This is a genomic window from Shewanella sp. GJ50-10 (assembly GCF_055808815.1).
The window spans coordinates 4,684,750-4,698,286 of record NZ_JBVVSS010000001.1 but is presented as its reverse complement, the minus strand read 5'-3'; the positions used below and the strand labels follow the sequence as shown (position 1 = coordinate 4,698,286).

The 13,537-nt window shown below is 42.4% G+C and carries 15 protein-coding genes; 1 reads left to right on the top strand and 14 read right to left on the bottom strand.

Annotated elements, in window-relative coordinates; genetic code table 11:
• Nucleotides 1-54 precede the first annotated feature (54 nt).
• The 4 genes from AC0L4E_RS19950 to nudE form a co-directional block, all read right to left on the bottom strand.
• A complete protein-coding gene (locus tag AC0L4E_RS19950; protein ID WP_473681375.1) occupies nt 55-1,935 on the bottom strand; it encodes an MFS transporter in 1,881 nt (626 codons plus the stop codon).
• The gene (locus AC0L4E_RS19945) at nt 1,926-2,582 is read right to left on the bottom strand and encodes a TetR/AcrR family transcriptional regulator (protein WP_473681373.1); all 657 of its coding nucleotides are present in this window, start codon (nt 2,580-2,582) and stop codon (nt 1,926-1,928) included. The genes AC0L4E_RS19950 and AC0L4E_RS19945 overlap by 10 nt, the downstream gene beginning before the upstream one ends.
• Nucleotides 2,583-2,754: 172 nt before the next feature.
• Nucleotides 2,755-3,564 carry a 3'(2'),5'-bisphosphate nucleotidase CysQ gene (cysQ, locus tag AC0L4E_RS19940; RefSeq protein ID WP_473681371.1) on the bottom strand — a complete coding sequence of 270 codons (810 nt, stop codon included), beginning with the start codon at nt 3,562-3,564 and terminating at the stop codon, nt 2,755-2,757.
• A gap of 111 nt (nt 3,565-3,675) precedes the next feature.
• Nucleotides 3,676-4,224 (bottom strand): ADP compounds hydrolase NudE, encoded by a 549-nt coding sequence (nudE, locus tag AC0L4E_RS19935; RefSeq protein ID WP_473681369.1) that lies wholly within the window; start codon nt 4,222-4,224, stop codon nt 3,676-3,678.
• Nucleotides 4,225-4,303: 79 nt separating this feature from the next.
• On the opposite strand from nudE, the gene yrfG reads away from it, so the two are divergent.
• Nucleotides 4,304-4,981 (top strand): GMP/IMP nucleotidase, encoded by a 678-nt coding sequence (yrfG, locus tag AC0L4E_RS19930; RefSeq protein WP_473681367.1) that lies wholly within the window; start codon nt 4,304-4,306, stop codon nt 4,979-4,981.
• A 68-nt stretch (nt 4,982-5,049) separates the two neighbouring features.
• Here yrfG and AC0L4E_RS19925 read toward each other — a convergent pair whose 3' ends face one another.
• The 10 genes from AC0L4E_RS19925 to gspE form a co-directional block, all read right to left on the bottom strand.
• Nucleotides 5,050-5,811, bottom strand: a complete 762-nt coding sequence (locus tag AC0L4E_RS19925) for a type II secretion system protein N (RefSeq protein ID WP_473681366.1) — start codon at nt 5,809-5,811, stop codon at nt 5,050-5,052.
• Nucleotides 5,812-5,823: 12 nt separating this feature from the next.
• Nucleotides 5,824-6,300, bottom strand: coding sequence for a type II secretion system protein M (locus tag AC0L4E_RS19920; RefSeq protein ID WP_473681364.1), 477 nt, complete (start codon nt 6,298-6,300; stop codon nt 5,824-5,826).
• A 1-nt stretch (nt 6,301) separates the two neighbouring features.
• Nucleotides 6,302-7,504, bottom strand: coding sequence for a type II secretion system protein GspL (gspL, locus tag AC0L4E_RS19915; RefSeq protein WP_473681362.1), 1,203 nt, complete (start codon nt 7,502-7,504; stop codon nt 6,302-6,304).
• A gap of 63 nt (nt 7,505-7,567) precedes the next feature.
• Nucleotides 7,568-8,569 carry a type II secretion system minor pseudopilin GspK gene (gspK, locus tag AC0L4E_RS19910; protein WP_473681768.1) on the bottom strand — a complete coding sequence of 334 codons (1,002 nt, stop codon included), beginning with the start codon at nt 8,567-8,569 and terminating at the stop codon, nt 7,568-7,570.
• Nucleotides 8,569-9,327, bottom strand: coding sequence for a type II secretion system minor pseudopilin GspJ (gene gspJ, locus AC0L4E_RS19905; RefSeq protein WP_473681360.1), 759 nt, complete (start codon nt 9,325-9,327; stop codon nt 8,569-8,571). Before gspJ ends, gspK begins: the two co-directional genes overlap by 1 nt.
• Nucleotides 9,308-9,676: a type II secretion system minor pseudopilin GspI gene (gene gspI, locus AC0L4E_RS19900; protein WP_473681358.1), complete on the bottom strand. Its 369-nt coding sequence runs from the start codon at nt 9,674-9,676 to the stop codon at nt 9,308-9,310. Before gspI ends, gspJ begins: the two co-directional genes overlap by 20 nt.
• On the bottom strand, nt 9,663-10,238 hold the full coding sequence (gspH, locus tag AC0L4E_RS19895) for a type II secretion system minor pseudopilin GspH (protein WP_473681356.1): 576 nt from the start codon (nt 10,236-10,238) through the stop codon (nt 9,663-9,665). Before gspH ends, gspI begins: the two co-directional genes overlap by 14 nt.
• 24 nt (nt 10,239-10,262) lie before the next feature.
• Nucleotides 10,263-10,697: a type II secretion system major pseudopilin GspG gene (gspG, locus tag AC0L4E_RS19890; protein WP_473681354.1), complete on the bottom strand. Its 435-nt coding sequence runs from the start codon at nt 10,695-10,697 to the stop codon at nt 10,263-10,265.
• Nucleotides 10,698-10,762: 65 nt separating this feature from the next.
• Nucleotides 10,763-11,986, bottom strand: coding sequence for a type II secretion system inner membrane protein GspF (gspF, locus tag AC0L4E_RS19885; protein WP_220754035.1), 1,224 nt, complete (start codon nt 11,984-11,986; stop codon nt 10,763-10,765).
• Between the two features lie 3 nt (nt 11,987-11,989).
• On the bottom strand, nt 11,990-13,537 hold the full coding sequence (gene gspE / locus AC0L4E_RS19880; RefSeq protein WP_473681766.1) for a type II secretion system ATPase GspE: 1,548 nt from the start codon (nt 13,535-13,537) through the stop codon (nt 11,990-11,992).

Genomic DNA, 13,537 nt, shown 5'->3' with positions numbered 1-13,537 from the left:
CACTCAACGATAAGTGCGCTAATTAATAATAGCTAGTATTACCGCTATATAAACCTAAAGCTTATTTTCAGCCGCTTGTTTCTGAAAGATTTCACTAACACTTTTATGTAAGCCATGACGCCCTAGTGCAACACCATCAACAGCTTCAGCAATATTCACTTCTACTTTTGACCAGAAACGTTTCGGACGTGTGGTCAGTGCGTGCCCACCCTTATGGCTAAAATAAGACCCCCACAAGCCACTTAATGCCATAGGGATGACGGTAACAGGGTCACGCTTTAATATGCGTTCAACCCCAGGTCTAAATTCAGCAATATCGCCATCGACTGATAATCTGCCCTCAGGGAAAATACACACAAGCTCATCATTGTTCAGTGCTTGATGAATTTGCTCAAAAGCTTGCTCATAGGTTTGCTCACATTGCTTAGGCGAACAAATAGGGATAACGCCCGCATGACGAAACAAATATTTAAGCAAAGGGATTTCACTAATAGACTTATCCATAACAAAGCGGATTGGTCTTGTTGAAGCGCCCATAATAATCAACGCATCGACATAGCTGACATGATTACACACAATCACACCGGCACCTTGAGCTGGGATCAGCTCCCGGCCATTTACCTTTACCCGATACATGAAGTGACTTAATAAGTAACTGATAAAGCGCTGCGCAAATTCAGGTACTTGCGAATACACATACAGTGCTACCACGGTATTCATTGCTGCCAACAACAAGAATAAATCAGGAATACTCCATTCAAGCACCCCGAGTAATATTATCGAAAGGATTGCCGCCACTACCATAAACAAAGCATTAATAATGTTGTTAGCTGCAATCGCTTGAGCACATTCATCTTTAGCAGCGCGGGATTGAATAAACGCGTATAGCGGCACAATGAATAAACCACCACTGAGACCTACCATGAATAAGTCGGCCATCACTCGAAAATGCTGCGAATCGCTAATAAAACTGCTGAAGCCATAAACAAAACTAAGATCTGCTGGTGCAGGTGGAATAGCAAAAATTAAATCGACACCGAATACCGTCAAACCTAAAACGCCGAAAGGTAAAACACCTAACTCAACATGGCCATATGACACCCGCTCACAAACCCACGAACCTACCGCTATACCAATAGAAAATAGTGCCAGCAATAAAGACACCACTGTAGCATCGGCATGTAAGTGTAATTTGGCAAAGTTAGGAAATTGCGTCAGGTAAGTCGCACCTAAAAACCAAAACCAGCTAATAGCTAAAATAGCCATCCAAATACCCGGTGTTTTTCTAACTTTAGCAATACTGCGCCATGTACCAGATAACGGAGTGAAGCGAATCTTGTCAATTTTTCCTTGAGGCGGCAGCGCAGGTATCGCGCGACTTGAAAGGTAACCAATTGCCGACAGTGTCACTACAATCGTCGCTGCACCAACTAAGCTGTGGTCACTGGCTACGATCAATCCAGCTGATAATGTGCCGACTAAAATTGAGATAAATGTCCCCATTTCTACCCAAGCATTACCAGTGACTAGCTCACTCTCTTTCAGCGTTTGCGGTAATAACGAATATTTTACTGGACCAAAATAAGCAGACTGACTGCCCATCATGAATAACAGCAATAACATCACTAAGTAGCTCTGGGATAAAATTGCGACTGCTGCGCATGACATAATGATCAGCTCCAGTAATTTTAGCCTGCGGATCAGCATTGCTTTATCCATGTTATCGGCAACCATACCTGCATGAGCTGAAAACAAAAAGAACGGCAGAATAAATACGCCAGCTGCGAGGTTCACAAACATGTTCACGCTAATCGGTAGCTCACTGACTTGGCTATAAGTCACTAGCAGTAGTAATACATTTTTATAGATATTGTCGTTCAAGGCCCCTAGGCACTGAGTGACGAAATAAGGTAAAAAACGTTTAGTTAACAACATGAAAAATCCTTTTCTTGTGCCATGCCTAATAAATATCCATGAACATGACTACTGAGCATGGCGGGTAACGCTGCTTGTTCGGTAAATAATTTTCCATCTATAGCAAGACAGGTTAAACCGTGGATCCCGCCCCACAACACCCTACTCATCAAAATAATATCCGCTTGATTGGCTGAAGCAAAAAGCACCCTTAACTGCTCAGCAATTAAATTAAACAGTTTATCAATAGCAAGCTGATGATTTGATGACAGTTCTATTCCTTCAGGCGCTGACAGTTCAAAAACGAGTTTAAAACATGCAGGATGCTCATGAGCAAATTGAAAGTATTGGTGTGCCATCTGTTCAATTGCCTTTTGAGCCTGACCTTTGTTGAATGAGCTAAGGTCTAGTTCACTAGCAGGATGACTATCAATCTCTGCAGTAGATAACTGCTGATATAAATCTGTCAGCACTTGTTCCGATACTGATAACAACAATTGTTGATAGCTACCAAAAATATTTATCAAGGTGCTGGGCGCATAACCTATTTGTGTCGCTACCTTACGAAGACTCAAGCTTTCAAGCTTGGCAGTTTGTAAGTATTCCATGACTGATTTAATGGCCATATCATGGATTTCACCATGGGTATGCTCTTTCCTTCTTGCCATCAGATTGCCCTATTACATGTTTAAGTGTGTCTAACCTAACAACAAACAAAATAAAAAACAATGTTCACAATAAGTTTATTTTTCATCAGTAACTCAATATCGCCAAAATGAAGATACAAAAAAGCCCTCAACTGAGGGCTTAGTGTTACTTGCGAATTATGCAGTTACTCAATTAATTAGTGAGAATGTCATCCCACGCTAAACTTGGACTGCCTACAACAATAAAATTAGGGTTTTCTAGAGTTTCACGCTCGTTATAGCTCATTGGCTGCAGGTTAATATCCATCAGTGAACCTCCAGCTTCTTCTAAAATAATCTGCGCAGCGCCTGTATCCCATTCTCCAGTCGGCCCAAGGCGAACATAACAATCAGCTCTTCCTTCTGCCACTAGACAGCTTTTCAATGCCGCGCCACCTAAAACGACTAACTCACAGCTTTTAGGGTGGCTTAATAATTTCAATACCGATTGAGGGTCTTGTCGGCGACTTACCGCCAACTTCAAGCCAGATTCTTCAATATTGTCAATCTGTCTACTGGTGATACGCACTTCATTTTTACTGTCACGCTTATACGCACCTAAACCTGCAATTGCGTAGTAACACACTTTGGTCATTGGCGCATACACCACACCCATCACAGGTCGGTTATGTTCAACCAATGCAATAATGACCGAGAAATCACCACTACCTGCAATAAATTCACCAGTGCCATCAAGCGGATCGACAAGCCAGTATCGTTGCCATTCGGCACGCTCAGAAAAAGGGATATCAGCAGCTTCTTCACTCAGAATTGGAATATCAGGGGTCAATGCAGCAAGGCCTGCACAAATGATTTCATTGGCTGCCAGATCTGCAGAAGTCACCGGCGTATTATCTGATTTAATTTCTCGATCAAAATCGCCTTTGACATAAATGTCGCGAATTTTTTGACCTGCCTCGATGGCAATTGTGATGACTTGTTCAATAACTTCTTCTGGCTTCATAACGACTCCAATCGCCAAATAATACGCTGAATACTGTCAAGTTAGACCAAATTAAGGATTTTTTGTAGTTAACTTAGGCTAATATTTTGTTTTTATTTTAATTTATAACGACTATTTTGCTAAAAACTGCTGTGCAAGAAATAATGCACTAACACTTCTCGACTCCGAAAAATCATCATTATCGAGTAAAGTTTGCCATTGTTCTAACGGATAAGGAATAACTTCTATTGGCTCAGGTTCATCGCCTTCAAGCGTGCTTTCATACAAATCTTCTGCGATGAAGATCTGCATTTTACTGGCAAAATAACCCGGGGCTAGACTCAGCTCTTTTAATAAAGTCAGCTTATTACTGGCAAAACCTATTTCTTCTTGAAGTTCACGATTAGCCGCTTCACTAGCTTCTTCTCCTGGGTCAATTAAGCCTTTAGGAAAACCTAGTTCGTAATTATCTGTGCCTGCCGCATACTCTTTGGCTAACAACAACTTACCTTTATGCACCGGAACAATCATTACCGCACCACGACTGGCACCACTCATTCTTTCGTATTGACGTTCAACACCATTTGAAAACTTAAGATGGAGTTGTTCAACTTGAAACAAGCGACTTTTCGCAACAATCTCACGATGTAATATTTCAGGCTTTTTGTGCCGAGTTGTCATTAAGACCTCATATATGACGAATTTCGTTAGACAAGTTACAATCTTACTACCCTAGCTATATTCTACAACTGGAATTTTCATGTTTCCTTGGCATAAGATAGACACGGTTTTACTCGATATGGATGGCACTTTGCTTGATTTGCACTTCGATAACCATTTTTGGTTAACTTTAGTGCCACAGCAACTTAGTCAACAAAGACAGATTTCAGTGGCTGAAGCACAGCAACTCGTCGAGCAGTCATACCATAAAGTGGAAGGTACGTTAGATTGGTATTGCATTGACTATTGGCAGCAACAACTTGGATTAGACATTTTAACCTTGCACTACTCCCTTGTTGAGCGGATTCAAATGCGTCAAGACAGCATGCCTTTTTTACAGGCACTTCATCGTGCAGGTAAACAGCGGATCTTAATGACCAACGCACATCCCAAAAGCCTGGAGTTAAAACTCGCTCATACCGATTTAGGTCACGGCTTAGATGCCACCTTCTCAAGTCATGAAACAGGTTACCCTAAAGAACACCCATTATTTTGGCAGCAGGCGATTACACAATTTAATTTAGATCCAAGCCGCTGCTTATTTGTTGATGATAATGAGCATATTCTTGAGGCTTCAAAAAAGGCGGGGATTGGTTTTCAGTTGGGTATTTCAAACCCCGACAGCCAAAAGCCTCATAAGGAATTTTTTGACTTTCCAGCCATTCACGATTATCAAATGCTACATCAGGACTTATTGGGCAATATCAAAGCCCCTTAAACGCTATGATCAAAAAAGGCATGTTATCCACATGCCTTTTCATTAAATTACAACTTAAGCTGATTCAGTTATAACCCTGGAATCACCCCATTATAATTAATTGGGTAAAAGCCTTGGCTATCTTGTTTACCTAAGAATGACAGTGCTTGAGTCAAATCTTCAGGTTGTTCTGGTGTTGGCTTAATTTTAGCGCTAACTGAAAAACGATTATTCTCGCCAAGTGATGCTGTGCCTTCGATACCCATCGTGTTCATTGAGTCATCGGTATTCAATTGCACCATGCCATCAATACAACTTAGCCCTAAAGCAATATCGCCAAGTGGATATTCACCAAACTGATTTTTTACATCAATACTATTCAAAAATAGTTTGCCAGAGAGTTGCTCACACCAAGGTTCACCTTGCTCAAGACGCTCAACTATCAAACTCACATCACCATCGACTTTCGTTCTGAATGGTAAGCGAGCATTACCTAATAAAAATTGATTAGGTGCTTCAAAACGTAAATTGTCTGCCGAAATACCTGACAGTGACCAACTAATATCACCTTGGCCACTAACTGCAGTCGCGCGGCTGCCGATTTGCAAATCAACATTAGCGGTACCGATGAGTAACGCCCACGGGTTTAAATCCCATTTAACTTGCTCAATCAGGCGGCGATCAATAGATACAAGATCCGCACTGCCTTGCCACAAAGTCCCCGTAACACCACTTATTTTGATGTTATTTGGTAACGGCGCAATGCCCACTACCCAATTTGCAGGAATATAAACCACCATGAAAATAAGGTAGATAAATACGCCAATGATAATTTTCTTAATCAAACTCACTACAATACCTGCTTACTTAGACAGCTGAATACGACGTACTTTGACGAAACCTGCGATATCAGACTCAGATAAATCGACACTTTCCAGTGTTAAGCCTTTCTCTTCTACAAGTTCGTGTAAATAATTTAATAAACTGTCAAACGGTACATCATCCATCCACAATTGAATCTTATCCCCTTGTGGCTGCATACGAGTAATCTCTAACTTATATTGACCCGCTAACTGATTCACAACCGAACTCAAACTACCACTTGATGTCGGTCTTGAGCCTGACTGCTTCAAACCTGCAATCTTATTCGCCGTTTGCTTTACATAGCTTAAGGTTTGTAATTCTGATTGGTGTCTCATCTCAGCATCTTCAGCAGCTTGAGAAATTGGACTCCAAATGCCCCAATACAAAATACCGATAATCACAAACACACCACAACTGGCAACCAATTGTTGCTCACGTAGGGCTAAGCCTTTCCACCAGGTCTGCAAATTTTCCATCTTATTTGCCTCTCAATGTCAGGGTTGTGTTCACTTCATCTTCACCGCTATTAATCGCACCCATGTCTAAGTCATAACGTGTTTCAACTAACTCTTTAAACTTATCGACTTGATCGTAAGTTTTAGCTGTCACCTGCATACGAAGTTCGTTACGGTTGGCATCAAAACGCAAAGAATTAGGTTTTAAATCTGGGACTTGTTCAAACGAACCGCGTAAACCATCTAGCATTTCAAAAAATGCAGCTCCGCCACCTTGACCTTGCATACTTCGCAGTTGCGAGTCCATTTGACTTCGAATGTTAACGATACGGTTCACACTAGGAATAACCCGTTTAAAGATAGCTTCACTTTGTTGTTTAACTTCAGCAGTCTGATTTTCCAATTGATGTATAGTCAGCCCTTTATTAACCAGCGAAAGCACAATGGCAACGACTGCAATAATCGCGACATTTTTCCAAAGCATTAAATGCTTGCTGTATTCCCGCTTAGGTAAATACACGCCGCTTAATAAGTTAATTGGCGCTTGTAAGATACCTTTGGCTAATACCATCATAGGTAAATCGAGTGGTTTAGGCTCGACTTCAGCATCCATAAACACTAAGTCTTCACTGTAGGCAGCAATATTTAAAGGCGCTTCATCTTCTTGCTTTTCAGGCATCAATTTCGGCAACGCAAAGTCTAACCATGTTTTTGGTAAGCTAACACCACTTCCTTCGCCTGTTCTTAGCAGTAGCTCATCACCCATATCGAGTGCAGCCCAACGGCACTGCTCTAATGGCAAGGCTAAACAGTCTGGCACGATACGTTTGACCTTAATGCCAGCATCCATCAACCATGACATCCAATCTTGCATCTGCTCATGAGCTACAGCAACAACATTAAGATGCTCTCCCTCTCTTGGGCCAACGACAAAATGCATGTCTTCAACATTAGAGGCGATAGTTTCTTCCAGCATAAATGGCAAAGCCTTTAATGCTTGGCGCTGATTCTTTTCTGGCAATTCAATTTGCGTCAATGTCATGCTGGATGCAGGAACTAAAACATCAACCGGACGGTTGCCGGCACGCTCAGTTAAACTGGTTAAGCTTGCAGCATCACTTAACTCACCTGAGGCAATAATTTCTTGCTCCTGTTCTGACCACACTAGCCAAGAACAAGGGCTTTCTGATGTTTTTCCTAATCGGATAAAAAGCCGTTCAGACACTGTTATTCTCCACAAGCTGCAACAGCTGTATTGCTAATTGCAGCGGGTTGTTTCGCTTATTCATTATTGCTGCCCGCCATATTGACGAGTCAGTACTTCAAAATTGGTACCGCTTCGCTGTAATACGCTATCCATTCTAAAGGTTGCGTTATCGACTCTAGCGCCAGCTTTCAGTAAAAAGAAATTACTGTCGACGACGATGCTCGATTTCATATTGCTTTCAGTCGCTATGCTAGCAAGAGTATTATTTTCCCAAAACTCAGCAGCGGTTTCGAAACCATCGGCCGGTCTTTGGTTAATGACACTTTCAGCATCACTTTGGCTAATTTTATTGTCTAGCATGCCAACTAATAATGCTGCTTGTTCAACTTCAATAGTATTCACATTCAGCACTTGCTGATTATCGCCAGGGATTGCACAAATATACGGTAATAATGTCATATACACTTGCTGGTTGTATCCCATCACTGCTCTGAGCTCACTGCGATGATTCATCAATGTATTGGCTGTACGATACGGCACATTACGTGACTCGTACTCTGCATCTTCAGCGCCATAAGGCATTGATGTTGTATCGTCGTCAAGATAGTCAATTAAGGTATGGGTCAGTCTTTCTGCACCAAAATCATCCATACCTAAAGCCACTAACAAAGCTTTATATTGGCTAGCAGCAAGCGTTAACTTGGGCTGACCATTCTCTATTTCAGATGATGTCACCGATAACGCGTTAATGTTGAAACAAGAACGCATATCCATAATTTCGCCGCCGATTTCACCATACTCGGCTGGGAAAATCACATCGGCAAGAGCCCAGTATTGCTGAAGATGCACCGTACCGTCGCTGTCTTCCATATCTTGTTTCAAGGTCTTTTTCGACAACTCTTCTGCCGACATCGCATACCAATATGCTTGGTCATATTGGGCTAAATTCAACGTTCGACGCATCGACAGTTGATTACGGCTAGTAATATTAGTCGCGATAATGACCACCAAAGCGACAATGAGCAATACCACTAGCAACGCCACCCCGCGCTGCTTACGAATACCAGGTAGTTGTTGCTTCATCATATGTCGTCACCCGACTTACTGCCGCTGTTACCACTATTGTTGCTACCACCACTATTACCATTGTTATTAGTGTTACCACTACCGTCGTTACCACTGCCACTATTGCTATCATCAGAGCTACCGCTAGTACTACCGCCTTTCGGTAATAAGAAGCGACGCTCAATAGTCCCTAAGCCTTCAATCTCAAGTTCCATCGCAATACCAAGTGGTAACGAAGAAGCATCCACTTTTCGCTCCCACTTATCACCGACAAAAAAGGAATACTTAATATCAATCACATCTTCAATGATTAGGCTTTTTAGTGGTTCAGCACCCACTACAGGTTCAGGGTATGGGTAATACCAACGTTCTAATCGACCATCTTGAACAATATAAGCCACAGACTGCAGGCTGCCACGAGGCAACATGCCATCAGGGTTAAGCCAACCTAAGCGAAAGAATACTAATGCTTCGGTTTCAGAATCCAGCATATTGTCGCCAGTTTGAAATACTGAACTGGTTCGCTCGCCATCAAGCCCACGCTGGGTTCTAGCTACGATTTGACCAAGATCTCGCTCAATCACTCCAAAACCCTGTTGCAAGGCTTTTAACCTTACTGAAAACTCTTTTGTGGCTTCATCATTTTTCATTACCGTTGACAGTACAGCATTTGCAGCAAGTCCTATCATGGCAAAAATAGCAATTGAAATGAGCATTTCAAGCAAGGTAAAACCTGCTTGTTTACGTTGATTTAGGTTAGCCTGCGTTGTGAACATAACTACTCACTTGGGCAACAGTTCGGTTAAACCGATCTTCATCGCTGACTAAGACTCTAATCATTCTAAAATTGTCGTCGGTGGTTTTAATCACTTCTTGACGCCAATACCAATCTTTTCCTGCCAGCTCTACCTGACCATTTTTAGTGCCAAGTTCTGGAAATGTTTCTATTAATCTCGCTTCAACCATCTGATTACTTGCAACCCACTGGGCTAAGGTGCGTTCTTCCAATATAGGAAGATTAGCCATTTGGTCGCCTATACTTTTTGTGACTGCAACGGCTGCTATTGAAAACACCGCTAAAGCAACGATGACTTCAAGCAAGGTCATGCCTTTACTGATCTTCATCGAAGCTTCCTATTGCTAAACGACCCATGGCATCGCCGACCACTAATACTTCAACTTCTTTGCCGTTTTGGTCATCGGTTAAAAAGCTCAGTTCGAATGTCGTCATTTCACCACTTGGGAACAGCAGTATCTGTGGTTCAGGGTTTTTCTTCTTGTCTTCTTTTGACTCATCAATCAATGGCTCGTCGAACCATGATTCATCTTCTTCATCTTCTTGTACTAACGGCAAGCCATCGAGCAATAAGCTCAAGCTAACTTCTTCTTCCATTTGTTGCGGAGCAAGTTGTCGGTCGCCAGTTAATGGCTCCCACTTACCGTCTTTGTAGTAGACGAATTCGTACTCATCTTCTTCCACTACAATACCTAAAAATTGGCCACTAAGAATGGTTTCTTCAATGACCAATTCGGTAGTCGCAATGAACTTTCTTGCCGTCTTTGTTAACTCCTGCTCAGGTCCCGATGTACCAGAAGTCATTGTGACTGCTGCGGCAGTTAAGCCCATCAGCAATGCCACAAGTAATACTTCTAATAGGGTGAACCCAGCTTGGCGTTTAAAGTTCATGATGCGTTGTCAGCTAAACGACCATTACTGGAAGTTTTGAAGATTCCAGTTACCAATATCGTCTTCAGTACCTACTTGAGCATCAGGACCTGCACTGAAAATATCAATACGGCCATTTTCACCTGGGCTTAATAGGTAGTAATCATTACGCCAAGGATCCTGAGGTAAACGTTTTAGGTAACCATCTGGACGATAGTTACGTGGCTCTGGAGACGATGTTGGTTTTTGCACTAATGCATCTAAACCTTGATCAGTCGTTGGATACACGCTGTTATCAAGACGGTACATGTCTAGCGCATTTTCTAAAGCAACAATGTCAGATACCGCTTTTTGTAAATCAGCTTTATCTTTGTTTCCCATAAGGTTAGGTACAACCATTGACGCTAAAATACCTAAAATCACGATAACGACCATGACTTCTAATAGAGTAAAACCACGTTGTTTACGATTGACTTGCATTGACGACTTCCTCCGGTACACACCACTTAGTGCGTGACAAAAAATAATATCTACAACTCGTTGCGTTAGCCGCTAATCAAGTTATTCAATTCTAAAATAGGTTGTAAAATGGCCATGACAATGAACAGTACGACTGATGCCATGCTCACAACCAGCATAGGCTCAAACACACCTAGAGCAATGTTTACATTCGACTCAAATTCACTGTCTTGGTTATCTGCAGCGCGTTCAAGCATTTGCTCTAACTGACCACTTTTTTCACCTGATGCAATCATATAGAGCATCATAGGCGGGAAAAGTTTAGTATTTGTGAGAGCCGCGCCTAAACTCGTACCCTCGCGTACTCTTGCTGTTGCATCATCAACGGCTGCGCGTACCTTTACATTAAGTAGTACTTCACTTGCGATACGCATGCCTTCTAGTAGCGGCACCGAACTGGCAGATAAGATACTTAAAGTTCGGGCAAATCGCGCAGTATTAATCCCTTTACTTACCTTACCAATCACTGGTGCTTTTAACAGCCAAGTATCAAATAGCATTCTAAAGTTAGGCTTTTTCAGCATTTGCTTAAACAACACAAATGAGGCAAACAAGACACCTAGCACGACTAAACCATATGACTGCACAAAGTCTGATGCCAGAATCAAAAACTGGGTGGTGCCAGGCAACTCTTGGCCCATATGTTCAAACTGGCCGACAACTTTTGGTACCACGGCGGCAAGTAAAACAGCAATAACACCAATCGCAACCACTGTTAGTACGATTGGATAGATCATGGCTTGAGTAAGCTTTGACTTGAGTTGTTGACGACGTTCGGTGTAGTCAGCAAGACGGTTCAATACCACTTCTAAATGGCCAGACTTCTCACCCGATGCCACCATTGCGCGGTATAAGTCGTCAAAAACGTGAGGATATTCAGCGAGTGAATCAGCAAAACTATAACCTTCAACAACGCGTGAACGCACCGCCATCACTAAGCTTGCAAGACGGTCTTTCTCACACTGTTGACCTACAGCTTTTAGTGATTCTTCAATCGGCAAGCCCGCCGCGACAAGTGTCGCGATTTGACGAGTGATCAGCGCAAGCTCCGCTACAGAAATGCCGCGTTGGAATAATTTTAAACCACCACTTTTCGCTTTAGCTTCTTTTTCTGCAACAGGTTGCAGTTCAAGTGGCATGAGTCGCTGTTCGCGTAGTTGGCTGCGAGCGTGACGAGCAGTATCTGCTTCTATGACACCTTTTTGCTGTTTGCCATTGGTATCAAGGGCTTTATATTCAAACGCTGCCATTGATTATTCCTCGCGTGTCACACGCAGTACTTCTTCTAAAGTGGTAACCCCATCAAGTACTTTGCTCATACCATCATGTCGAATACTTGGGATTGTTTGACGCACGTATTTTTCAATCGCGAGTTCACCACGACCGCCGTGGATCAATTCACGAACATTATCATCAACGACTAACAGCTCATGAATACCAGTACGGCCACGATAGCCGTTATTACCACATTCTTTACAGCCATTAGCGCGGTAAATTACTCGCGTATCATTAGCTGTAACGCCGAGTAGTTCACGTTCACGTTCATCAGGTTCATGTGGGATCTTACATTCATTACATAAAGTACGAATAAGACGCTGCGCCAAAACCCCTAATAAACTTGAAGAAACAAGGAAAGGCTCAACACCCATATCTTGTAAACGTGTAATAGCACCTGAGGCGGTGTTGGTATGCAAGGTAGATATTACCAAGTGACCTGTTAACGAGGCTTGAACCGCAATTTGTGCGGTTTCTAAGTCACGGATTTCACCAATCATGACCACATCAGGATCTTGACGTAGAATCGCACGTAAGCCACGAGCAAAGCTCATATCGGCTTTCATGTTCACTTGCGTTTGACCGATACCTTCGAGTTCATACTCAATAGGATCTTCTACAGTCAAAATGTTAGTGTCTTTTGAGTTAATCTCAGTTAAGCCAGCATACAAGGTAGTACTTTTACCAGAACCTGTAGGACCTGTTACCAAGATAATACCGTGAGGCTTACGGATAATGGCATCAAACTGTTCACGGATAGCTAAGGTCATACCTAGCAATTTCAAGTCGAGGTTACCGGTGTTCTTATCCAATAGACGTAACACCACACGTTCGCCATGACTTGAAGGCATGGTTGATACACGCACATCGACTGCGCGACCTGCAATACGTAATGAGATACGACCATCTTGTGGCACACGTTTTTCAGCAATATCCAAACGCGCCATCACTTTAATACGTGAAACAAGTAATGAAGACAGTTTACGATTCGGTTTTAGAACCTCTTTGAGTACACCGTCAATACGGAAACGAACAATTAGTTGCTTCTCATAAGTCTCGATGTGGATATCAGAGGCTTCTTCTTTAATCGCTTCAGACAGTAATGCATTAATTAATTTAATAATTGGCGCATCATCATCGCCTTCTAACAAGTCTTCAGTCTGCGGTAGTTCTTCAGCAAGAGTGAATAAATCCATCTCGTTGCCAATATCTTCCATCAACTGTTGTGCTTCAGATGAATTGGCTTGGAAGGTTTGAGTAAGTTTGGCTTCAAACTCTTCGACAGGCAACTTACACAGCACCAGTTCTTCACCAGCATAACGACGTACTTCTAACATCGCGTCCAATGGGGTTTCACTGGTGTAATACAGTTTTAGCGCGTCAGTTTCTTTAGCCAGTGCCAAATTAAAACGGTGGGAAAAAGCAAAAGGCAAGCGCTCACGACTGGTGGAATGAAAAACCTCATCATTGAGCTCTTCCGTTTCCAAGCCTAAGTCAGTGGACACTTGTGCCAATTGCTCAGTCAT